This is a genomic window from Sphingomonas sp. S2M10, from assembly GCF_012650175.1.
In the GTDB taxonomy this organism is placed as follows: domain Bacteria; phylum Pseudomonadota; class Alphaproteobacteria; order Sphingomonadales; family Sphingomonadaceae; genus Sphingomonas.
The window spans coordinates 1-20,964 of the sequence record NZ_JAAILI010000048.1; the positions used below are offsets into that span (position 1 = coordinate 1).

Here is a 20,964-nt window from a genome sequence, read left to right on the forward strand (position 1 = left end):
GCGTCGCGCACCGACACCCAGGCGCTCGGCGCCAGATAGGTGGCGCCATCGGGTCCGAAGGCGGCGGCAGCGGCGTTTTGCACCGCATCCTCCAGGCCACCGCTCGCCAGGGCAAGGTCGGCGGCGGCGGCGGCGGAGGCGGCGGCGAGGCTTCGCCGGCACCCATCGTGCCGGTCATCGGCGCGGGCGGCGGCGCTGCCGGATCCGTTTGCGGCATGGTCGGAGCCGCCGGCGGGGCGGGCTGCGCCTGGGTCTGGCCCGGCATCGTCTGCTGCGCCGGCATGTCCTGGGCGACGGCGGTGCCGCTGAGGGCGAGCGCCGAGGCGAGAAGCATCCACTTCATCCTGTGTCTCCTTCTTCATGAAAGACGAGGTGCGAACGTCCGCCGCGGCGGATTGTTGCAACCAGGTTTCTGCGAAGCAGGCACGGGGGCGCGACGGCGGACCCGCCGCCGCGCCTCTATTTCAGCTCAGGTCCCCGCGTCGAGCGCGTAGCCGGCAGAGCGAACCGTGCGAATGATGTCCGGCCGGTTGCCCTTGTTGATCGCCTTGCGCAGGCGGCGGATATGCACGTCGACGGTACGCGACTCGATGTCGCTGTCATGCCCCCACACCGCGTCGAGCAGTCGCTCGCGCGAGAACACCCAGCCCGGATGCTCGAGGAAATGCTTGAGCAGGCGGAATTCCGTAGGCCCCAGCGCGATCACCTCGCCGCTGCGACGAACCTTGTGGCCCACCGTATCCATTTCGATGTCCGCATAGGTCAGCGCTTCGCCGGCGAGCGCCGGACGCACGCGCCGCAGCACCGCGCCCACGCGGGCGACCAGCTCGCGCGGCGAGAAGGGTTTGGTGACATAATCGTCCGCACCGGTTTCCAGTCCGCGCACCCGGTCTTCCTCTTCGCCGCGTGCCGTCAGCATGATGATCGGCACATTTGCCGTCTCGGGCATCCGGCGCAGGCGGCGGCACACCTCGATGCCGGAAAGTCCCTCGACCATCCAGTCGAGCAGCACGATGTCGGGTGTCGCCTCCTTGGCGAGCAGCAGCGCTTCCTCGCCGTCCGGGGTGTGCTTCACTTCATAGTCTTCGCGCTTGAAATGCCAGGTGACGAGTTCCGCGATCGCGGCATCGTCTTCCACCAGCAGCATCTTGACCCGTGCCATATGTTCCCCTCAGCTCCCGCTGCTTTCGCCGGCTTCCGCCTCGGCGAGATACTGCCCGGTCGCGGCAAAATAGACCATTTCGGCGACGTTGGTTGCATGGTCGCCGATCCTCTCCAGATTTTTGGCGACGAACAGCAGGTGCGCGACCTGGCTGATCGTGCGCGGATTCTCGACCATGAAGGTCACCAGCGTGCGGAAGATCGAATCGTAGAAATCGTCGAGCGCGGTATCGCTGGCATGCACCTCGGCCGCCGCCCTGGCGTCGCGGGCCGAGAAGGCGTCGAGCGCGGCGCGCACCATGTCGGCGGCCAGCTGGCCCATCGCCGGCAGGATCGAGATCGCCTCGATCCGCTCCTCGCCCTCGGCGTGGATCATCGGCACGCGCTTCGCGATGTTCTTGGCATAGTCGCCGATCCGCTCGATCACCGCGGCGATCTTCATCGCCGCGATCACCTCGCGCAGATCGTCCGCCATCGGCGCGCGTAGGGCAATGACGCGGACGACGAGCTTCTCCAGCTCGGCCTCCATCGCGTCGATCTGCTTATCCTTCTTGCGCACGGTCTTGGCCAGCGCTTCGTCGCCGCGCTGCAAGGCTTTCATCGCATCGTAGATCGCCTGCTCGGCAAGCCCGCCCATTTGCGAGATCAGCGCGCGCAGCTGGCTGATGTCCTGATCGAACGCCTTGACCGTATGCTCGTGGCCCGAAGCCATCAGCCGTACCTTCCGGTGATATAGTCCTTCGTGCGCTCTTCGCGGGGCGCGGTGAAGAGGTTGTCCGTCTCGCCGTACTCGACCAGCTGGCCGAGATGGAAGAAGGCGGTGCGCTGCGAGACGCGCGCGGCCTGCTGCATGTTGTGCGTGACGATCACGATCGCATAGCGACCGCGCAGCTCGTGGATCAGCTCCTCGATCTTGGCGGTGGCGATCGGATCGAGCGCGCTGGCCGGCTCGTCCATCAGGATCACTTCGGGGTCGACCGCGATCGCGCGGGCGATGCACAGCCGCTGCTGCTGGCCGCCGGACAGCGCGGTGCCGCTGTCGGACAGGCGGTCCTTCACTTCCTCCCACAGCCCGGCGCGCTTCAGCGAACGCTCGACGATTGCCTCCAGGTCGCTCTTGGACGTCGCAAGGCCGTGGATTCGCGGCCCATAGGCGACATTCTCGAAGATCGACTTGGGGAACGGGTTCGGCTTCTGGAACACCATGCCCACGCGGGCGCGGAGCTGCACGACGTCCATGTCCGGCGAATAGATGTCCTCGCCGTCCAGCGTGATTTCGCCGGCCACGCGCGCGCTGGCGATGGTATCGTTCATCCGGTTGAAGGTGCGCAGGAAGGTCGACTTGCCGCAGCCTGACGGGCCGATGAAGGCGGTGACCTTGTCCATGTCGACGTCGATCGACACGTCCTTCACGGCCTGCTTGTCGCCATAGAAGACGCTGACGCCGCGGGCCGACATCTTGTGGGGGGCGGGGGAGGCGACGGTCATTACCAGCGGGTCTCGAACTTGTTGCGAAGATAGATGGCGAGCCCGTTCATCGCGAGCAGCACCGCGAGCAGCACCAGGATCGCGGCGCTCGTCTTTTCGACGAACCCGCGGCTGACTTCATCCGACCACAGGAAGATCTGCACCGGCAGCACGGTGGAAGGATCGGTGAAGCCGCCGGGCGGCGTGACGATGAAGGCACGCATGCCGATCAGCAGCAGCGGCGCGGTCTCGCCCAGCGCGCGCGCCATGCCGATGATCGTGCCGGTGAGGATGCCCGGCATCGCCAGCGGCAGGACATGGTGGAACACCACCTGGATCGGGCTCGCGCCGATTCCCAGCGCGGCGTCGCGGATCGACGGCGGCACGCCCTTGATCGCGTTGCGGCTGGCGATCACAATGACGGGCATGATCATCAGCGCCAGCGTCACACCGCCGACCAGCGGTGCCGAGCGGGGCAGCATCGGGCCGTAGAGACGTCCGCCGATTTCCCAGGTGCCGAGGAACACGGCGAGCCCGAGCAGGCCGAAGATGATCGAGGGCACCGCCGCGAGGTTGTTGATCGACACTTCGATCAGGTCGGTCCAGCGGTTCTTGGGTGCATATTCCTCGAGATAGATCGCCGAGAGCACGCCCACCGGGAAGGCGATCAGGAAGGTGATCGCCATGGTGAGCAACGAGCCCTTGAGCGCCCCCCAGATGCCGACCGCGACCGGATCGGTCGAATCCGATTCGTGGAGGAAGGTCCAGTTGAAGCCGCGATGGATGGCGTCCTGGCGGGTCAGCCGGGCGACGCCGGCCTCCATCATGGGATCGCCAGCGCCGGTCAGCGCTTGGTCGAATCCTGTCGCGGCCGGGACGCGGACAACCGTTCGGCGCTCCAGCATGCCCGGATCGCGCTTGATCGCGTCGCGCACCGACACCCAGGCGCTCGGCGCCAGATAGGTGGCGCCATCGGGTCCGAAGGCGGCGGCAGCGGCGTTTTGCACCGCATCCTCCAGGCCACCGCTCGCCAGGGCAAGGTCGGCGGCGGGGCTGCTCAGCTGGTCGCGGGTGATTTTCATGCCCGCAGCCTTGAGGTCGATCGGCAGCGCCAGTTGGGTGGTGGTGAAGCCGCGCCAGCCCTGCGCCACCATGGTGAGCAGGAGAAACGCGAGAAACGCCGCAGAGAGGAGTACCGCGGCGGCGCCCAGCAAGCGGAAGCGCCGCTCGGCCCCGTAGCGGCGGCGGATGCGCTTCTGCATCGCCGCGCTCCGCCAGTCGGTGGGCTGGCGGGCGTCCAGCGGGATGGCGGGCTTACTCATAGGCTTCGCGATACTTCTTCACGACGCGGAGCGCGACGATGTTGAGCAGCAGGGTGATGACGAACAGCGTGAGGCCCAGCGCGAAGGCGGCGAGCGTCTTCGGACTGTCGAACTCGGCCTCACCGGTGAGCAGGTCGACGATCTGCTTGGTGACGGTGGTCGCGCTCTCCAGCGGGTTGAGCGTGATCGTCGCGGCGCCCGAGGCGGCCATCACCACGATCATCGTCTCGCCGATCGCGCGGCTGACCGCGAGCAGCACGCCCGCGACGACGCCCGGCAGCGCGGCGGGCACCAGCACACGGGAGATCGTCTCGCTGGTCGTCGCGCCCATCGCAAGGCTGCCGTCGCGCATTGCGGTGGGCACCGCAGCGAGCGAATCGTCGGCCATCGACGAGACGAAGGGGATGATCATCACGCCCATCACCAGGCCGGCCGCGAGCGCGCTTTCCGACGAGGCGAACGGGTCGCCCAGCGCAACCGCCAGCTTGCGCACGGCGGGCGCGACGGTCAGCGCGGCGAAATAGCCATAGACCACGGTCGGCACGCCCGCGAGCATCTCCAGCGTCGGCTTCATCCAGCGGCGGGTGGTCGGTGAGGCATATTGGGTGAGGTACACCGCGCTCATCAGCCCGAACGGGATGGCGACCAGCATCGCGATCACCGCGCCGATGAAGAAGGTGCCCCAGAACAACGGCACCGCGCCCAGCGACGCGCCGGGGTTCTTGGCGTCGATGACCTGCGGGCTCCAATGGGTGCCGAACAGGAACTGGGTGATCGGCACCTGCGCGAAGAAGCGGGTCGATTCCCAGAACAGCGAGACGAAGATGCCGAGCGTGGTGAAGATCGCGATCAGCGAGGCGACCAGCAGCACCAGCATCAGCGTGCGCTCCACCTTGGAGCGGGCGCGGAAATCGGGGCGGATTCGGGTGATCGCGAAGGCGGCGCCGGCAAAGGCGAGCAACACCGCCGCAGCGCTGCCGATCCAGGCGTAGCGCGTGCGCGCGGCGCTGACCACCGGCGCGAGCTGCTGCGCCAGGGGATCGCCGTCGCCGGCGAACGGATCCTCGGCAATGGCGCGCGCCTGGGCGAGCACCGAATCGCGCTCGAAGGCAAAGTCGGACAGGCCGGCGGCGGCAGGGCTCTGCAACACCGTCTGGCGGACCAGCGACGGGCTGACCGCCGACCAGACCGCAAGGAACAGCAGCGGCGGCAGCATCGTCCACATCGCGACGAACCAGCCATGCTGGGCCGGCAGCGAATGCAGACGTTTGCGGCCGCCACGGTCGAACCGGACGGCGCGGGCCCGGGCGGTGAGCCAGCCGATCAGGCCCAGGCCCAGGATCAGGAAGGAAAGCGCGAAAACGTTCACCGAACAACCACTTCAGCGTTGTACCCAGGCCCGGCCAACACCGGATTCACATCGTTCATGTCAGTGCAGCTCGGTCGGGTCGAGCGGAAGTTCGAGTGCGATGCGCTCCGCCATGCGCTCGCGCAACTTCTCCGGTGCGGCGATCAGGCCGCGCTTCACCAGCGGCCCCTTGGGAACCCACATCGTCGAGTAGAGCGTCAGAAAGTCCTTCAGCCCAGGCACCGCCTTGAGGTGGCGCTTCTTGATGTAGAGGTACAGCGGGCGGGCACCCGGATAATGGCCGTTGGCGATCGTGTCATAGGTCGGCGCAACGCCTTCGATCGGCACGCCGTGCAGCCGGTTCTGGTTTTCCTCGAGATAGGAATAGCCGAAGATGCCGAGCGCATTCGGGTTCTGCGCCAGGCCCTGGACGATCAGATTGTCGTTCTCGCCCTTGTCGACATAGGGGCCGTCGTCACGGATGCGGCGGCAGGCGGTGTCGAATTGCGCCGGATCGGCGGCGGCCTTCAGCTTCTCGGCTTCGGGATAGGCCTCGATACAGCCGGGCTCCAGCATCAGCTCGACAAAGGCGTCGCGCGTGCCGCTGGTGGAAGGCGGGCCCATGACCAGGATCGGGATCGCGGGCAGGGCCGGGTTCACGTCCTTCCAGGTCTTGGCGGTGTTCGGCTTGCCGTCCGGATTGGCGGCCAGCGCGAGGTAGATGTCCTTCTTGGTGAGCTGGAGCTTGGGCCCCTGGTTCGACTCGGCGAGCGCGACGCCGTCCAGGCCGATCACGACTTCGATGATGTCGCCCACCTTGTCGGTCTGGCAGCGATCATATTCGTTGCGCGTCATGCGGCGCGAGGCATTGGCGATGTCCGGAAACTGCGCGCCGACGCCTTCGCAGAAGCGGCGGATGCCCGCGCCGCTGCCGATCGACTCGACGACGGGGGCCTTGCGGCCGCTCTTGGCGTTGACAAAGGCTTCGGCGACGGCGGTGGTGAAGGGATAGACCGTCGACGAGCCGACGACTCGAATCTCGCGCGTGGCGCTGCCGTCACACGAGGAAAGCGCAAGCGCACTGAATGCGATCAGAGCAAGACGACCGAGCATCGTCACCTCCTGTCCTCGAGAATGGGTGCGTTGGATCGCGGGCGTGCCCTTCGTCCGCGATATGCCCCATCCGGCAAACGCGTTACGGCTTTATGACATTGGGCTCGATCGGCAGTCGAACGGCGACGGTTGTGCCGACGCCCACGGTGGAGGCGATATCGAGCCGGCCGCGGTGGCGCTCCACTACGTGCTTGACGATCGCGAGGCCCAGGCCGGTGCCGCCGAGCGAGCGGCTGCGTCCCGAATCGACGCGATAGAAGCGCTCGGTGAGGCGCGGGATATGTTCCGGCGGAATGCCTTCGCCCTGATCGGCCACGGAGAACCGCACCATCGTATCCCCCTCGCTGCGCAGCGAGACGGTCACCGGCGTACCTGGGCGGCCATATTTCATCGCATTGCCGATCAGGTTGTGGAGCAGCTGGCTCAGCTGGGTCCGATCCCCGCGAACCGGCGCCACCGTCTCGATCTCGGTCACCAGATCGCCCGCGCGAGGATTGGCGGACAGTTCGGCGCAGACCTGGGGGATCAGGTCGGCCAGCTGCACCGATTCGGCGGGCGTGCGATATTTTTCCGCCTCGATCCGGCTGAGCGAAATCAGGTCGCTGATCAGCCGGTCCATGCGCCGTGCCTCGTCGTGCATGATCTTGAGGAACCGCTGGCGGATCTCCGGCTCCTCGCCCGCGCCGTCGGCCAGCGTCTCGACATAGCCGAGCAGCGAGGCGAGGGGCGTGCGCAGCTCGTGGCTGGCATTGGCGACGAAATCCACGCGCATCCGATCGGCGGTATAGCTGCCGGTCCGGTCGACCAGATGGACGACGCGCTCGCCGGTCTCCAGCGTGCGAACGCGCATTTCCCAGCGCTGCTCGCGCGTGCCCAGGCCGACTAGATGAATAGGTGCGGCGCTATGGTCCTCGCTCGGATCGAGCAGACGCTCGGCGGCGGCGGGATGGCGGATCGCCAGCCGCACGTCCTCGCCGAGAATATGTTCGCCCAAAAGCGCGCGGGCAGCGGCGTTGGCCGCGATCACGCGGGTGGCGGCGATCACCAGCACCGGCTCGGCGATCGCCTCGATGACTTCGCCGAATGCCGGATCCCGATCGGCCGCCGCGGCGTCGTCGCGCGGCGGCGGCGCCGGGTCCCCGCCGATGGCCACCACCAGCACCGATGCCACCGCGCCCACCAGCAGCAGCAGCGCCACCTGCAGGTCGCCGTTGAGCAGGAAGCCCACCAGCGCCGAGAGAGCGGCGACGCCCATCGCGAGGACGATTCGGAAGCCTTGGGCCGAAAGCATGTGCGCCTTCTAGCGCGCGATCGTCCCAAGACGAGCCCGTATTTACGATTGCGAAATGGGCGCCGGCGCAGAAGAAGAAGGCGATGGACGATTGTGAACCCGAAGACCGGCCGACGCGTCGGCGTGCGCTGATGCTGGGCGCGGCAAGCGCTGCGGCGATCGTCTCGATCCGCCCGGCGCTGGCGCAGACCAATGCCTCGATCATGCAGTGCGAGATTCCGGTGACCGATCCCGGTCGCGCCGGCAGCTATATCGCGCCCGATGGCCGTGTGGTCCCGGCCCGTACGCGCGGTGCCTTTCCCGCCCCAGGGCGCAGCTTCAAGGCGCAGGACGTGAAGCGCGCGCTGAACGGCGGCACGCTGCCCGGCACCGATCCGCAGGCGAGCCGTGCCTATACCAACTATATTCGCCGCCTGCAGCGCGGGACCAGCGGTTTCACCTGCTTCGCCTCGCTGCAGATGCCGCGCGGCTGACGGGGCCGGGCGGTGTATTATCGCGCCGCGGACCCTGAGACCCTGCGCATCGTACCGCTGGATGCGCTGACGCTCATCTACCATCGCGCCTCCGGCATCACCCACATCGTCGACGCGCCGGTACCGGAGATCCTCGACATCCTGCACGAGGGACCGCGCGACGTGGCCGGGCTGCTGGCGATACTCGCCGAGCGGTTCGATCTCGAGGATCCCGATCCGGCCGCACTGGCGGTGCGGCTGGACGAGCTGGTCGGCGCCGGGCTGGTGGAGCGGACATGCACCATCTGAAGCACCTGCGGATCGGGCCGATCGGCTTTCGCATCGGCAGCCATTGGCGCCGCCCGATCGCGGCGCTCGACGATCTCTATCGCGATTATCCCGGGTCCCGGGACGGCATCGCCGACTTCAACGTCCATCTGTTCGCCGCGCGTCCGTGGCGGCGGGTGCTGCGCCCCTCGGTGCAAATCGGCGGTGACTTCGTGATCCCCGATGCCGCGCCGCTGCCGCTGGCGCAGGGACTGCTCGCCGCCGAGATGGGCATGAACCTGCAAATGGCGCTGGGGCTGCGCCGCTACCTGCTGCTCCACGCCTCGATAGTGGAGCGGGAGGGCCGCGCGGTGCTGATGACCGGCATTTCCGGGGCGGGCAAGTCGACGCTGGCGGCGCTCCTCATGGGACGTGGCTGGCGACTGATGGGCGACGAGTTCGCGCTGATCGACTGCGCGACCGGCCTCGCCCACGCCTTTCCGCGACTGATCAGCCTGAAGAACGAGGCGATCGACGTGGTGGCGCAGGCGGTGCCCGGTGCCCGCTTCGGCCCGGTGCTGGAAGGGACGCCCAAGGGCACGATCCGGCACCTGGTGCCCGATGCGCGCGCCATCGCGGCGATGGGCATGCCCGCGGAGCCCAGCCTGATCCTCTTCCCCCGCTTCGGCTTCGAGGCGGCGGAGCGGCCCGTTCTGCCGAGCGAGGCGTTCGTGCGGCTTACCCAGTCCTCCACCAACTATGTGTCGCTCGCCGAGCGCGGCTTCGAGGCACTGACCCGGCTGGTGCAAACCGTGCCCGCGCGGGCGATCGACTATCCCGACGCCCAAACCGCGCTCGCCCTGGTGGAGGCGCTGGCATGAACCCGGCGCTGCTGCTTGCCGGTGTGCTGCGCAATCCGGGTGCGGTCGTGGACCTCGCGCCCTCCAACTGGAACGCGCTATGGGCCGTGGCGCGGGCGGAGCAACTGGCGGGAACGCTCGCGCATCGCATCGCCGGGCTGCCGATGCCCGGTGCGGCGGCGCGGCTGGTGGCAGACGCGATCGCCGCCGCCGAACAGGGACGCACTGCGGCGCTGTGGGAGGCGGAGATGGCGCGCCGGGCGCTCGCGGGGCTCGACGTGCCGGTCGTCCTGCTGAAGGGCACGGCGTTCGCGGCGGCGGGCCTGTCGCCCGCGGTGGGCCGCGTGATCGGCGACCTCGACATCCTCGTGCCGCGGGACGCGCTCCCTGCGGTGGAAGCGGCGCTGCTCGCCGCTGGCTGGGAATGGGTGAAGCCCGATCCCTATGACGACGCCTATTATCGCCGCTGGATGCACGAGCTGCCGCCGCTGATCCACCGTGACCGCGACAAGATGATCGACGTGCACCACACGATCCTGCCGCTTACCGCGCAGGTTCGGCCCGATGCAGCGGCGCTGCTGGCGGACAGCGCGGCGCTGGAGAACGGCCTGCGCATCCTGTCCTCGCAGGACATGCTCTGCCATGCCGCCGCGCACCTGTTCGCCGACGGCGATCTGGCGGGCGGCATGCGCAACCTGTGGGATATCCACTGCCTGCTCGGCGAGTTCGGGTTCGAGGGGCTGGCCGAACGCGCCGCCCACCACGGGCTGGGTGCTGCGATGGCGCGCGCCGTCCGGCAGTCGATACGGCTCTACGGCACCGAGGCACCGCCGGAATGGCGGGGCTGGGACATGCTTGATCCCCTGTTCCATCGCCGGCTGACCGCGCGAGACGGGTGGGGCCGCTCGACGCGCAAGACAATCCAGCTCGGCTTCTACATGCGCTCGCACTGGCTGCGGATGCCGCCGACGATGCTGGCCCGGCACTTGTGGACCAAATGGCGCAAGGGGCATCGCCCGGCCTGAGCCGACCGATGCCCCCCCGCGATCAGAAGGTCGCGATCTTCACCATGAAGCGCACGTTGCGGCCCGGCTGGACCACCAGATCCTTGTTGAGTGCAGCGGCGTTGCGCTGCACCTCGTCGGTCAGGTTCTGGCCGACGATCGCGAACTCGATCCCCGGCTGCGACTTGAACGGGCGCACCGCGATCTGCGCGTTGAGGTTGTTGTAGCCCGGCGTCTTGGTGTCGAACGCGCCGAACCTGGTCTGCTTGCCGGCATGGACGAACTGCACCGCCGCATCCAATGTCGGGCTCAGCCAGTTGATCCCGCCGCCGAGGCGATAGGGCGGGATGCGGGGCACGTTGCCGCCGCTGTCCAGCGTCGCGCGGGTATAATCCGCCAGCGCGGTCAGCTGCAGCATGCGATCGTGCGCATGAAAGAGATCATAGCTGGCCTTGCCTTCGAGCCCGCGGAAATGCGCGCCCTGCTGGCGATAGTTGAGTTCCTTCAGGTCGCCGTCGCCGTCCACTGCACAGACGCCGTCGTCGTCGCAGGTGCGGCCGGTGAGGTCGCCATAGATGTAGTTGTCGAACCAGGTCGAATAGGCGCTGCCGTCGAAGTGGAAGCGGTCGAGGTTCACCCGCACCGTCGCCTCGACCGAGTTGGCGCGTTCGATCCGGAGGTTCGGATCGCCCGTCTCGAACGTGTTGGGGCCGTCATGGCCGCCGCGCGCGAACAGCTCGGTGATCGCGGGCGCCCGGCCCGTGGTGGAGCCGGTGAGACCCAGCTTCACATGGCTGCCGACATCGAGCAGCCCACCGATCGCGCCGCTGACCGGCGTGAACTCGCGCGCGGTGAACACGTCGGATGCCGGCGTGCCCTCGGTGCGGACATGCTCCACCCGGCCGCTCGCCTGGAGATGGAGAATATCGGTCACCGGCAGTTCGGTGAACAGATAGGCCGCTTCGCTCTGCGTCGTGGTGGGGAACAGATAGCTGCTGTCTTCACCGATCGCGGAGAATTTCCGGTTCTGCAGCTCGAAGCCGATCGCCGAATCGCGGATCGGCCCCAGCGGGTTCAGCAGGAATTCGAGATGGCCGTCGAATTCCTTGTTGCGGAAGGTCGTGTCGATCGTGCCGTCCGGTTCCTTCTCGTCATGGGTATAGTCCGCATAACTGGCATCGAGGTTGATCGACTTGAGCGGGCCGGTGTCCACCGCGAACACGTCGCGCGACATCACCTTGGTCTGACGCATGTCGATGAACGTGGTGTCGCTGGGAATGCCGTATTTGGAATTATACTGGCTGACCGACAGGCCGACATGGCTCGCATCGTTCCCGCCGAAGAAATAGGAGCCGCCCACCGAGGCGCCATGGCCGCGGAAGAAGCTGTTCTGCTGGGTGCCGAGCGGCGTGTCGTAATCGCCGGCGTCGCGGTAGAAGCCATCGGCGTGGAGCGCGACCGAGCCGAGCTTGGCATCGACCAGTGCACCGCCTTCGCCGACATTCGACACGGTGCCGTAGCTCCCCTCCGCCTCGCCCGAGAGCGGTGCGCTCGGCAGCTTCGTCGGCACGCGATTGTTGAGCACGTTTACCACGCCGCCGATCGCCTGGCTGCCATAGCGCAGCGTGCCCGCGCCGCGAACGACCTCGATGCTTTGCGCCGAGAACGGATCGACCGGGATGCCGTGGTCCGGCCCGATGTCGGAGACGTCCGAACTGCTGGCGCCGTTCTCCAGGATGCGCACGCGCGTCGCGTCCATGCCGCGGATGATCGGCCGGCTGGCACCGTTGGCGAAGGTCGTCGCCGCGATGCCCGGCTCCTGCGCCAGCACATCGCTGATGCTGGATCCGCCGCTGCGCAGGATCTGGTCGCGATCGACATGGGTGACGATGGTCGGCACCTCATCGCTGGACACCGCATAGGGTGCCGCCGTGACGATGATGACGTTCTTGTCGTTGGCCTGCTGCGGATCGGGGTCGGCAAAGGCATGGGGGACGAACGCGACGATCGCCGCGCCCGCGAGAAGGGCAGTACGCATGGGAAAACTCCGTGAACCTGGGGGGCGCCGCGAAAGGCGGCGCAAGTTGTTGGTCAGGCGGGGAGTTTGGGCGGTGCGCGGCTGCGCCAGGCGTGCGAACGGACGAGTCGCGGTGCCGGATCGGCGGTGATGGCCGCATGCCATTCGCTTGCCGGCAGCGGCGGTGCAACGGTGGGCGGTGTGGACGCAAGATAGGCGGCTGCCGACGCCACCTCGTCGCAGAGCGGGCAATCCTCATCGTCGTCGCTCTGCTTGGGCGCGTGGTGCGCGTGCGTCGTCGCGACCCAGCCCTGTGCCGGATGCACATGTGCACGGACGATCCCCGCCTGCCAGCACAGCGCGAACGCCAGCAGCAGCGCCGGCAGCAGCCGGACCAACAGACCAGGGATGCGGAAGACGCGCATCCGCAATGCGGTACTGCAGCAACGCGGATGTTTCAATATATCATTGGGCGATGGCGGCGATGTCGATCCGGTCGGCGGCGAGCGCCAGCGGGGCGGGGCGGTGCGAGACGAGCACCAGGCCGGTGCCGGTCGCCGTCAGCCAGGCGTCGAGGCGGGTCACCAAAGCTGCCTCGGTCGCGGCGTCCAGCCCCTCGCTGGGTTCGTCGAGCAGCAGCCAGGGTCGCCCGGCGAGCAGCGCGCGGGCGAGCGACAGGCGCTTGCGCTCGCCGCCCGAGAGCGTGCCGCCGGCTTCCGCCAGCGACGTCTCCAGCCCGGCGGGCATCGCGCGCACGGTCGCATCGAGGCAGGCGGTATGCAGCGCTTCCCACATCGCCGCCTCGGTGATGCCGGGCCGGGCGACCCGGAGGTTGTCGGCGATCGAGCCGGCGATCAGCACCGCGTCCTGCGGCGCGAGCGCGAACTGGCGGCGGAGCGCATCGGCGCTGCATTGCGCGATCGGCGTCCCGTCCAGCGCGAGGGAGTGTACCGGCGCGCGCAGCCCCGCCAGCGCCTCGATCAGCCGGGTCTTGCCGGTGCCCGAGGCGCCGGTGATCGCCACGCGGGCGCCCGCTGCGAGGAGGCGGCTGCCGAGGGCGATCGGCCTGGGATCGCGCTCCGTCGCGATTTCGGCGACCAGATCCCCGGGCAGTTCGGCGAGCGTGGCAAGGCGGGCGAGACCCTGCTCGACGCTCACCTGGCGCAGCGCGGTGCGCGCAAAGGCGGCCATCGCCTCGACCGACGCAGCGGAGGCGAGCAGCGCCAGCGCGCGAATCGGAGCGCTCGCGTCGGACAGGGCGAAGACGATCGCCGCGGTCAGCGCGCCATAGCCGGCGAGCAACCCCGCGACCGCGCCGTCGCCGCGGGCGAGCGCCGCACGGGCGCGGTCGAGCGGACGGGAGAGGTCGGCGATCGTGTCCGCCACGCGCTGGGCAAGGCCATAGGCGATGATCTCGGGCCGGGCGGCGGCATAGTCGACAAAGGCGGTGCGGAGGGCGCCGAGGGCTTCGGCGGCCTCGGCGGCCGGACCGGCGGTGAGGCGGCGCGCGGCGAGCGTGAGCAGTGGCGGCAGCGCGGCGAGCAGCAGCGCCAGCGCCAGTGCGGCTTTCCAGCCGGCCAGCGCGACCAGCGCCACGGCGAAGCAGGCGGCGGCGAGACTGGCGGGGCGGCTCGGGCGGCGGACGACCAGGTCTTCCAGCGCCTCGATGTCGCCGATCAGCCGGGCGCTGGCGTCGCCGCCGGCGAGATCGGGCGCGGTGCGGCTGTCCTGCGCGGCGAGTTTGCCGAACAGTCGCCCGCGCAAATCGGCCATCGCGGTCAGTGCGGCCTGATGCGAGAGCAGGCGTTCGCCATACCGGCCGCCCGTACGCAGGATCGCGAGCCCGCGGATCGCGGCGCTGGGGATCAGATAGTTGAACGCCGCCACCGCCGCCGCGCCGCCCGCAGCCGCCATCGCGGCGCCGGTGAGGAACCAGCCGGAGAGCGCCAGCAGCAGGATCGATGCCAGCCCGGCGATCGTGGCGCAGACCAGCGCCTGGCGGAGCGTGCGGCGCTCCGGGGCGGCGAGGGGCAAGGGGTTCACAGCGTCACCTCGCTATCGGCGATGGCGATCAGGCGCGGATCATGGGTGGCGACGATCACCGCGCGCTCGGTTGCGATGGCACGGAGCAGCGCGGTGATCGCGGCGGCGCTGTCGGCATCGAGATCGGCGGTCGGCTCATCGGCGAGCAGCAGCGGGCGGTTCGCCAGCAATGCGCGGGCGAGGCCGAGGCGGCGCCGCTCGCCGCCGGACAGGCCAGAGCCGCGATGGTCGAGGGGCAGGTCCAAGCCGGTACCGCGGCGGGCGAGCATCGGGGCCAGGCCGACGCGGTCGATTGCGGCAAGCAGGTCGGCGTCGGAGGCGTCGGGCGCGGCGAGGGCGAGGTTGTCGCGCAGCGTGCCGGGGAGGATCAGCGGGTGCTGCGCGGCCCAGGCGGTGCAGCTTTCGCTCCCCTCCCGCAATCGGGAGGGGAACGCAGCGGGGAGGGAGGGCGGTGCTTCTTCGGGCGACAGGAAGCGCAGGCTGCCGTCACTCGGCGCGATCTGGCCGGCGATTGCCGCGAGCAGGCTGGTCTTGCCGCTGCCCGTGGGGCCCGTGAGCGCGAGCAGGCCGCTGGTGCCGATCGACAGGCTGACCGGACCGATCGTACGACCCGGCCAGGCGATCACCAGTGCCTTCGCCTCCACGCCCACGAACATCGCCGGCGCGGCGGCCGGCGCCAGCACCTCCGGCACCGCCGCGATCGCCGTGCGCGCCGCTTCGCCGAGCTGCTTGTCGTGATATGCCGCCGCCAGCCGCCGCATCGGCAGGTAGAATTCGGGCGCCATCGCGAGCGCGAAGAAGGCGTCGCGCAGCGTCAGCGTCTCGGGGGCGGGGAAGGGCAGCAGGCCGAGCAGGCCGAACCCGCAATAGACCGCCACCAGCGCCACCGCGAGCGCCGAGAAGAACTCCAGCACCGCGCTTGACAGGAAAGCGACGCGCAGCACCGCCACCGTGCGCGCGGCAACCTCGCGCGTCGCGGTGCCGACCTGCCGCGCGATCCGCTCCTCGGCGGCGAAATGGCGCAGGATCGGCAGGGTGCGGACCCGATCGACGAACAGGTCCGACAAGTCGCCCAGCGCTTCGAGCTGCCGTTCCGAAGCCCGCCGGGCGGCCGTACCCGCGAGGATCATGCCCAAGACGAAAGGGATCAGCGTGCCGATCAGGATGGCCGCAGCAACCAGGCTCGTACAGGCGATGATCGCCGCCGCCACCAGCGGCGCGGCGGCGGCGGCAACCCGTGCAGGCACGAAGCGGGTCTCATAGCCCTCGATCGTGGCGACATGGTCGATCGCAAGCACCGCCGACTGTCCGCTCGACGGGGCGGCGCCGCTGCCGAGCAGGCGCTCGACCAAGCTGCGGCGGAGCGGCGTCGTTGCGGCTTGCGCGCCGCGCACGGCCAGCAGGGGCACGCCCCAGGCCGTCGCCGCGCGCACCAGCCCGCCGCCCAGCATCGCGCCGAAGGCGGCTGCGGGAACGGCATGCCCTGCCGCCGCCGCGGCGACGCCGTCGGCGATGCCCCAGGCGAACAGCGCCGCGCCGCCCAAGTCGATGATCCAGGCGCACCCGGCCTGTTTTTGAAGCGCCATATGAGACAAAATGTACAAGCGATTTCCGCACTGCAACGGAATAGGGGATGTTCCGCATAGGCGGTGGCGCCACCGAAGCCTAGGCCGCGAATACCGGCTCTTTGCTGAGGACACAATCTATGGATATGGCAGTCGTAGAGCTGTCGCGCCTGCAATTCGCGCTGACAGCGATGTACCACTTCCTGTTCGTGCCGTTGACGCTGGGCCTTTCCTTCATCCTCGTGATCATGGAAAGCGTCTATGTCGTTACCGATCGCCCGATCTGGAGGGACATCACCCGTTTCTGGGCCAAGCTATTTGGCATCAACTTCGTCCTCGGGGTCGCAACCGGGCTGACGATGGAATTCGAATTCGGGACCAACTGGTCCTATTACTCGCACTATGTGGGCGACATTTTCGGGGCGCCGCTGGCGATCGAGGGGCTGATGGCCTTCTTCCTCGAAGCGACCTTCGTCGGCCTGATGTTCTTCGGCTGGGATCGTCTGTCGAAGCGCCAGCATCTGATGGTGACCTTCCTTACCGCGCTCGGCACCAACCTGTCGGCGCTGTGGATCCTGGTCGCGAACGGCTGGATGCAGCACCCGGCGGGCGCGGTGTTCAATCCCGAGACGATGCGCATGGAAGTCGTCGACTTCATGGCGGTGATCTTCAATCCCGTCGCGCAGGCCAAGTTCGTCCACACCGTCAGCGCCGGCTATGTCTGCGCGAGCGTGTTTGTCCTCGGCATCTCCGCTTACTATTTGCTGCGTGGCCGGCATCTGGAGCTCGCCAAGCGCAGCTTCGCGGTGGCGGCGGCGTTCGGCCTGGCGGCGTCGCTGTCGGTCGTCGTGCTCGGTGACGAGAGCGGCTATGCGCTGACCGACAACCAGAAGATGAAGCTCGCCGCGATCGAGGCCGAATGGCACACCGAGGCGGCGCCGGCGGGGATCACCGTGTTCGGCCTGCCGTCGAACCAGGGCCGCGAGACCTATTTCCAGGTCAAGGTGCCCTATGTGCTGGGCCTGATCGGCACGCGCAGCCTGACCGGCCAGGTGGAAGGCATCTACCCGCTGGTCGGCAAGGCGCGGCTGCGCATCGAAAGCGGCCTCATCGCCTATGATGCGCTGCAGACGCTGAAGACGGATCGCACCAATCTCGCCGCGCGCGCCAGGTTCGAGGCGGCCAAGGGCGATCTCGGCTATGCCCTGCTGCTCAAGCGCTGGGTCGCCGATCCGCGCCAGGCAACCGCCGCGCAGAAGGATCGCGCCGCCTGGTCGACCGTTCCCAACGTACCGGCGGTGTTCTGGCTGTTCCGCGGCATGGCCGCGCTGGGCTTCTTCTTCATCGCCTTCTTCGCCGCCGCGCTCTACTACGCCAATACGCGCCGCTTTCACCGCAAGTGGTTCCTGCGCGCGGCGATGTGGATCATCCCGCTGCCCTGGCTCGCGATCGAGTTCGGCTGGGTCGTCGCCGAAGTGGGGCGCCAGCCCTGGGCGGTGGACGGCGTGCTGCCGACCTTCCTCGCCACCTCGAGCCTTACCGTGCCCGCCTTGTGGACCACGATCATCGGCTTCACCGCGCTGTACGGCGTGATGGCCGTGATCGAGTTCCGCCTGATGTTGGCGGCGATCCAGCACGGGCCCGAGACCTACGAGCCCTGGCAACCCCGACACGACCCGGTGCCGACCGCACCCGATCCGCGGCCGCTCCACGCCGTTCCCGCGGAATGAGCGCGAGCAAGGAGAAAGAACATGTCCATCCCGCTCGATTATGAAATGTTGCGCCTGATCTGGTGGGCGCTGCTGGGAGTGCTGCTGATCGGCTTCGCGCTGACCGACGGCTTCGACCTGGGAACGGCGGCACTGCTGCCGTTCGTGGGCCGCACCGATGAAGAGCGCCGCATGGTGATCAACACCGTTGGCCCGACCTGGGAAGGCAACCAGGTGTGGTTCATCCTGGGCGGCGGCGCGATCTTCGCCGCCTGGCCGTTCGTCTATGCGGTCAGCTTCTCGGGCTTCTACCTCGCGATGTTCCTGGTGCTGTCGGCGCTGATCCTGCGGCCTGTCGGCTTCAAATACCGCTCCAAGCGGCCCGATGCCGCCTGGCGTTCGCGCTGGGACTGGGCGCTGTTCGTCGGCGGCTTCGTGCCGGCGCTGGTGTTCGGCGTGGCGGTGGGCAACGTGCTGCTCGGCGCGCCCTTCCGGCTCGATAGCGACATGCGCTCCTTCTACGAAGGCACGCTGCTCGGCCTGTTCACCCCGTTCAGCCTGGTGGCCGGGCTGCTCTCGGTGGCGATGCTGGTGCTCCACGGCGCCGGCTGGCTGAGCCTCAAGGCAGAGGGCGTCGTGGTGGAACGCGCCCAGCGCTTCGGCACCGCCGCGGCGATCCTTGCGATCCTGCTGTTCGCGGTCGGCGGCGCCTTCGTCGCCTATGGCGACATGGGCTATCGCCTGGTCGGCGTGGTCGATCCGAACGGCCCGTCCAACCCGCATCTGATCCAGACGGTGAGGGCGCCGGGCGCGTGGCTCGCCAATTACGCCACCTACCCCTGGATGCTGGCGGCCCCGCTGCTCGGCTTCCTCGGCCCCGTGCTGGCGCTGATCGGCATCCGCAGCCGCAGCGGCACGCTCGTGTTCACCGGCTCGTCGCTGGCAAATGTCGGCATCATCGCCACCGTCGGCCTGTCGATGTTCCCGTTCATCCTGCCGAGCGCGATCGATCCCGCCTCCAGCCTCACCGCCTGGAACGCCTCATCGAGCCACCTCACGCTCTTCATCATGCTGGTCTGCACGCTGATCTTCCTGCCGATCGTGCTCGCCTACACCGCCTGGGTGTACAAGGTGATGTTCGGCCGCGTCAGCGGCGAAGAGCTGCGTCTCAACCCCGATCTTTACTGAGGAGCAACGTCCATGTGGTATTTCGCCTGGATCTTGGGAACCTGCCTGGCCGTCGCGGTCGCCGTGCTCAACGGCATCTGGCACGAGTTCCATTCCGACCCTGCGTCGGACCTGACGGTGTTGGACTGATCCCGCGGCGGGGCGATCGCCCCGCCGTGCAGGAGGAGAGGGAAGGCGGCGAACCAGGCCTGGTTCGCCGCCTTTTTCCGTCGCGGATTACATCGGGTCGCCCGCGGCGCGGCGCTCGAAGATCGCGGCCAGCTCCAGGTGCAGCTGCTTGTGGCGCTCGTTGGGCGCATGCGTGGCGCGATCCCGCTCCTGCTCGGCACGCAGGCGGAAATGGCTCGCAAGGGGGGCCGTCTGGGGGGAGTTCATCAACCCTTCTCAGTCTAATGTGCGACTCGTTCGCAGGGATTGTGGACCCACGGCAAGGCGCTCGCCATTCCGTAGAAGTCACGGTCTGTACCGATACGGTACGGCTACGCGGCCGTCGCGGTTCAACGCGACGCGGGCGGTTGCAGGGTGAAGACGTTCCCGGCCGGCGGCGCCGCGCGGGCTTCGACGCCTTCGGCCTGCAGGATCGCGGCGATCGCCAGCGCCCTTTGCGCGGCCGGGGGTGCCGGTTCGCCGCTGCCCTCTTCCGGCGGCGAGTCTGGCAGGCCCGGCACCGCCAGCGTCCGGCGATTCCAGCGTTTCGATGCCCAGGCCGAAAGGCGCGCCGCTGCCTGTGCTTCGGGCGACAGCGTCCCCTCCCTGGCATCCACACGCAGCGGGGGCAGGGGCAGCGGTGGCGGGGTGATCTCCACCAGCCAGCCCGGCGCGCTGGCACCTGCCCGTTTTTCCAGCGCCTCGTAGCTAGCCAGTCCCGCATCGGGGATGGGGGCCGCCGCCGCCACGACCCGCTGGTGATCGCGATCGATCGTTACCTGGTCCTCGGGCACGCCGGCGAGTGCCGCCACAACGCGCGCGACGTCGCGGCTCTGATCGCGCACATCGTCCGCCGCGGCGGCGTTGGCGCGGGCGAGCGCCTCGCGCTTCGCCGGGCCCTCGCGCGGATCGATCAGGATCTGATCGACCTGGAGTGCCAGCGACCGCCCGGTGCGTTTCTCGATCGCGGCGCGCAGTTCGCGCGGATCGGCCGCCTTGTCGCGCGGAGCGATCACCACCGCCCGCACCGCCCAGGGATCGCGATCGAAGGCGACGTCCAGCTGCGTCACCCGCGCCTCCGGACCGAATCGGGTGCCGAGCTCGGCGCGGATCTGGTTGACCGTCACCGCCTCGCGCGCAATCTGGTTCAGAGCGAGGCCGAGGGGCACCGCCATCACCACGAAGCTGAGCAGCAGCAGGCCGGTCTGCGTCCAGCTCTGCTGCGCCGAAAGCGCGCTGCCGAAGCCGTAGAGCCGGGCCATGATCGTGCCCGAAAGCGCGATGGTGAGGAAGTTGGTGACGAACAGGGCCAGCGCGCCGCTCAGCACCGGCAGGTTCGCGGTGGCGATGCCGAAGCCCACCACGGCAAGCGGCGGCATCAGCGCGGTGGCGATCGCGACACCGACGATGGTGTCGCCCCGGCTGCGGATGATCGCGAAGCTGCCCGCCAGCGCCGCAAACAGCGCGACAAGCAGGTCGAACAGATTGGGGCGGGTACGCGCGAGGATCTCGGGCGTCGCGTCCTTCAGCGGCGAGCACAGCACCACCAGTGCGGTGAACAGCACCGCGAAGGCCGATCCTGCGGCGAAGGCGGTAAGGGCCCGGCGCAGCGCCCGGAAATCGAAAACCGCCAATGCGAAGCCGATGCCGAGGATCGGCCCCATCAGCGGCGAGATCAGCATCGCCCCGATCACGACGGCCGGGGAGGACAGCAGCAGGCCGAGCACCGCGATGCCGGCGGACATCGTCGTCATGAAGGCGAAGCGCGGGCTGAGGCAGCCCTCGTCGAAGATCCGCGACAGCACGGCTTCATGATCGACGCTGCCGACCAGGTGGCGCTGCCACCACCCATAGAGCGGCGAACGTCGCAACAGCGCGGCGCCCGGTGCGGTAACGGTGTCGGGCATCTCGGATCCTGCTCCCCCAATCAGATTGACCGTTCTGGAAATGGAATGAACCGGAGAAGACCCGGAACTGTCCAGCGCGAAATCGGGTTGGGAACGCACATCG

20 protein-coding genes and 1 pseudogene are annotated in these 20,964 nt (G+C 68.6%); 7 read left to right on the plus strand and 14 right to left on the minus strand.

Annotated elements, in window-relative coordinates; all coding sequences use genetic code 11:
- The 8 genes and pseudogenes from S2M10_RS22415 to S2M10_RS11275 form a co-directional block, all read right to left on the minus strand.
- A pseudogene (locus tag S2M10_RS22415) lies at positions 1–362 on the minus strand (hypothetical protein); the annotation flags it as partial.
- A gap of 107 nt (positions 363–469) precedes the next feature.
- Positions 470–1,162 carry a phosphate regulon transcriptional regulator PhoB gene (gene phoB, locus S2M10_RS11245; protein WP_168846139.1) on the minus strand — a complete coding sequence of 231 codons (693 nt, stop codon included), beginning with the start codon at positions 1,160–1,162 and terminating at the stop codon, positions 470–472.
- A gap of 9 nt (positions 1,163–1,171) precedes the next feature.
- On the minus strand, positions 1,172–1,873 hold the full coding sequence (gene phoU, locus S2M10_RS11250; protein ID WP_168846140.1) for a phosphate signaling complex protein PhoU: 702 nt from the start codon (positions 1,871–1,873) through the stop codon (positions 1,172–1,174).
- Positions 1,873–2,649: a phosphate ABC transporter ATP-binding protein PstB gene (gene pstB / locus S2M10_RS11255; protein WP_168846141.1), complete on the minus strand. Its 777-nt coding sequence runs from the start codon at positions 2,647–2,649 to the stop codon at positions 1,873–1,875. The genes phoU and pstB overlap by 1 nt, the downstream gene beginning before the upstream one ends.
- Positions 2,649–3,950, minus strand: coding sequence for a phosphate ABC transporter permease PstA (gene pstA / locus S2M10_RS11260; RefSeq protein WP_168846142.1), 1,302 nt, complete (start codon positions 3,948–3,950; stop codon positions 2,649–2,651). Before pstA ends, pstB begins: the two co-directional genes overlap by 1 nt.
- Complete coding sequence (gene pstC / locus S2M10_RS11265) at positions 3,943–5,319, minus strand: phosphate ABC transporter permease subunit PstC (protein ID WP_168846143.1); 1,377 nt, start codon at positions 5,317–5,319, stop codon at positions 3,943–3,945. Before pstC ends, pstA begins: the two co-directional genes overlap by 8 nt.
- Positions 5,320–5,379: 60 nt before the next feature.
- The gene (locus tag S2M10_RS11270; protein WP_168846144.1) at positions 5,380–6,411 is read right to left on the minus strand and encodes a substrate-binding domain-containing protein; all 1,032 of its coding nucleotides are present in this window, start codon (positions 6,409–6,411) and stop codon (positions 5,380–5,382) included.
- A gap of 82 nt (positions 6,412–6,493) precedes the next feature.
- Entirely contained in the window at positions 6,494–7,702 is a 1,209-nt protein-coding gene (locus S2M10_RS11275; RefSeq protein WP_168846145.1) for an ATP-binding protein, read from the minus strand.
- A gap of 83 nt (positions 7,703–7,785) precedes the next feature.
- On the opposite strand from S2M10_RS11275, the gene S2M10_RS11280 reads away from it, so the two are divergent.
- The 4 genes from S2M10_RS11280 to S2M10_RS11295 are packed head-to-tail and all read left to right on the plus strand — an operon-like array spanning position 7,786 to position 10,306.
- A complete protein-coding gene (locus tag S2M10_RS11280) occupies positions 7,786–8,175 on the plus strand; it encodes a hypothetical protein (RefSeq protein WP_168846146.1) in 390 nt (129 codons plus the stop codon).
- Between the two features lie 12 nt (positions 8,176–8,187).
- A complete protein-coding gene (locus S2M10_RS11285) occupies positions 8,188–8,463 on the plus strand; it encodes an HPr-rel-A system PqqD family peptide chaperone (RefSeq protein ID WP_168846147.1) in 276 nt (91 codons plus the stop codon).
- On the plus strand, positions 8,451–9,302 hold the full coding sequence (locus S2M10_RS11290) for an HprK-related kinase A (protein ID WP_168846148.1): 852 nt from the start codon (positions 8,451–8,453) through the stop codon (positions 9,300–9,302). The genes S2M10_RS11285 and S2M10_RS11290 overlap by 13 nt, the downstream gene beginning before the upstream one ends.
- Positions 9,299–10,306 (plus strand): nucleotidyltransferase family protein, encoded by a 1,008-nt coding sequence (locus S2M10_RS11295; RefSeq protein ID WP_168846149.1) that lies wholly within the window; start codon positions 9,299–9,301, stop codon positions 10,304–10,306. The genes S2M10_RS11290 and S2M10_RS11295 overlap by 4 nt, the downstream gene beginning before the upstream one ends.
- Before the next feature lie 22 nt (positions 10,307–10,328).
- Here S2M10_RS11295 and S2M10_RS11300 read toward each other — a convergent pair whose 3' ends face one another.
- From S2M10_RS11300 to S2M10_RS11315, 4 genes are read right to left on the minus strand one after another with little or no spacing between them, the layout of a single operon-like run.
- Complete coding sequence (locus S2M10_RS11300; RefSeq protein ID WP_168846150.1) at positions 10,329–12,323, minus strand: TonB-dependent receptor; 1,995 nt, start codon at positions 12,321–12,323, stop codon at positions 10,329–10,331.
- Positions 12,324–12,376: 53 nt separating this feature from the next.
- Positions 12,377–12,727, minus strand: a complete 351-nt coding sequence (locus S2M10_RS11305; RefSeq protein ID WP_168846151.1) for a hypothetical protein — start codon at positions 12,725–12,727, stop codon at positions 12,377–12,379.
- A gap of 40 nt (positions 12,728–12,767) precedes the next feature.
- Positions 12,768–14,345, minus strand: coding sequence for an ATP-binding cassette domain-containing protein (locus S2M10_RS11310; RefSeq protein WP_168846152.1), 1,578 nt, complete (start codon positions 14,343–14,345; stop codon positions 12,768–12,770).
- Positions 14,342–15,931, minus strand: coding sequence for an ATP-binding cassette domain-containing protein (locus tag S2M10_RS11315; protein ID WP_168846153.1), 1,590 nt, complete (start codon positions 15,929–15,931; stop codon positions 14,342–14,344). The genes S2M10_RS11310 and S2M10_RS11315 overlap by 4 nt, the downstream gene beginning before the upstream one ends.
- A 119-nt stretch (positions 15,932–16,050) precedes the next feature.
- On the opposite strand from S2M10_RS11315, the gene S2M10_RS11320 reads away from it, so the two are divergent.
- From S2M10_RS11320 to cydX, 3 genes are read left to right on the plus strand one after another with little or no spacing between them, the layout of a single operon-like run.
- A complete protein-coding gene (locus tag S2M10_RS11320; protein WP_168846154.1) occupies positions 16,051–17,640 on the plus strand; it encodes a cytochrome ubiquinol oxidase subunit I in 1,590 nt (529 codons plus the stop codon).
- A gap of 21 nt (positions 17,641–17,661) precedes the next feature.
- Positions 17,662–18,807: a cytochrome d ubiquinol oxidase subunit II gene (cydB, locus tag S2M10_RS11325; protein ID WP_168846155.1), complete on the plus strand. Its 1,146-nt coding sequence runs from the start codon at positions 17,662–17,664 to the stop codon at positions 18,805–18,807.
- A 12-nt stretch (positions 18,808–18,819) separates the two neighbouring features.
- On the plus strand, positions 18,820–18,936 hold the full coding sequence (gene cydX / locus S2M10_RS11330; protein ID WP_168846156.1) for a cytochrome bd-I oxidase subunit CydX: 117 nt from the start codon (positions 18,820–18,822) through the stop codon (positions 18,934–18,936).
- An 87-nt stretch (positions 18,937–19,023) separates the two neighbouring features.
- Here cydX and S2M10_RS11335 read toward each other — a convergent pair whose 3' ends face one another.
- Positions 19,024–19,182 carry a hypothetical protein gene (locus tag S2M10_RS11335; RefSeq protein ID WP_168846157.1) on the minus strand — a complete coding sequence of 53 codons (159 nt, stop codon included), beginning with the start codon at positions 19,180–19,182 and terminating at the stop codon, positions 19,024–19,026.
- A gap of 122 nt (positions 19,183–19,304) precedes the next feature.
- A complete protein-coding gene (locus tag S2M10_RS11340) occupies positions 19,305–20,861 on the minus strand; it encodes a DUF389 domain-containing protein (protein ID WP_168846158.1) in 1,557 nt (518 codons plus the stop codon).
- Between the last annotated feature and the right edge of the window lie 103 nt (positions 20,862–20,964).

Excerpts from the sequence above, each read along its gene's own strand:
- phoB (WP_168846139.1), bottom strand. The coding sequence starts at position 1,162 with ATGGCACGGGTCAAGATGCTGCTGGTGGAAGACGATGCCGCGATCGCG.
- phoU (WP_168846140.1), bottom strand. The coding sequence starts at position 1,873 with ATGGCTTCGGGCCACGAGCATACGGTCAAGGCGTTCGATCAGGACATC.
- pstB (WP_168846141.1), bottom strand. The coding sequence starts at position 2,649 with ATGACCGTCGCCTCCCCCGCCCCCCACAAGATGTCGGCCCGCGGCGTC.
- pstA (WP_168846142.1), bottom strand. The coding sequence starts at position 3,950 with ATGAGTAAGCCCGCCATCCCGCTGGACGCCCGCCAGCCCACCGACTGG.
- S2M10_RS11270 (WP_168846144.1), bottom strand. The coding sequence starts at position 6,411 with ATGCTCGGTCGTCTTGCTCTGATCGCATTCAGTGCGCTTGCGCTTTCC.
- S2M10_RS11275 (WP_168846145.1), bottom strand. The coding sequence starts at position 7,702 with ATGCTTTCGGCCCAAGGCTTCCGAATCGTCCTCGCGATGGGCGTCGCC.
- S2M10_RS11280 (WP_168846146.1), top strand. The coding sequence starts at position 7,786 with ATGGACGATTGTGAACCCGAAGACCGGCCGACGCGTCGGCGTGCGCTG.
- S2M10_RS11290 (WP_168846148.1), top strand. The coding sequence starts at position 8,451 with ATGCACCATCTGAAGCACCTGCGGATCGGGCCGATCGGCTTTCGCATC.
- S2M10_RS11295 (WP_168846149.1), top strand. The coding sequence starts at position 9,299 with ATGAACCCGGCGCTGCTGCTTGCCGGTGTGCTGCGCAATCCGGGTGCG.
- S2M10_RS11300 (WP_168846150.1), bottom strand. The coding sequence starts at position 12,323 with ATGCGTACTGCCCTTCTCGCGGGCGCGGCGATCGTCGCGTTCGTCCCC.
- S2M10_RS11305 (WP_168846151.1), bottom strand. The coding sequence starts at position 12,727 with ATGCGCGTCTTCCGCATCCCTGGTCTGTTGGTCCGGCTGCTGCCGGCG.
- S2M10_RS11315 (WP_168846153.1), bottom strand. The coding sequence starts at position 15,931 with ATGGCGCTTCAAAAACAGGCCGGGTGCGCCTGGATCATCGACTTGGGC.
- S2M10_RS11320 (WP_168846154.1), top strand. The coding sequence starts at position 16,051 with ATGGATATGGCAGTCGTAGAGCTGTCGCGCCTGCAATTCGCGCTGACA.
- cydB (WP_168846155.1), top strand. The coding sequence starts at position 17,662 with ATGTCCATCCCGCTCGATTATGAAATGTTGCGCCTGATCTGGTGGGCG.
- cydX (WP_168846156.1), top strand. The coding sequence starts at position 18,820 with ATGTGGTATTTCGCCTGGATCTTGGGAACCTGCCTGGCCGTCGCGGTC.
- S2M10_RS11335 (WP_168846157.1), bottom strand. The coding sequence starts at position 19,182 with ATGAACTCCCCCCAGACGGCCCCCCTTGCGAGCCATTTCCGCCTGCGT.
- S2M10_RS11340 (WP_168846158.1), bottom strand. The coding sequence starts at position 20,861 with ATGCCCGACACCGTTACCGCACCGGGCGCCGCGCTGTTGCGACGTTCG.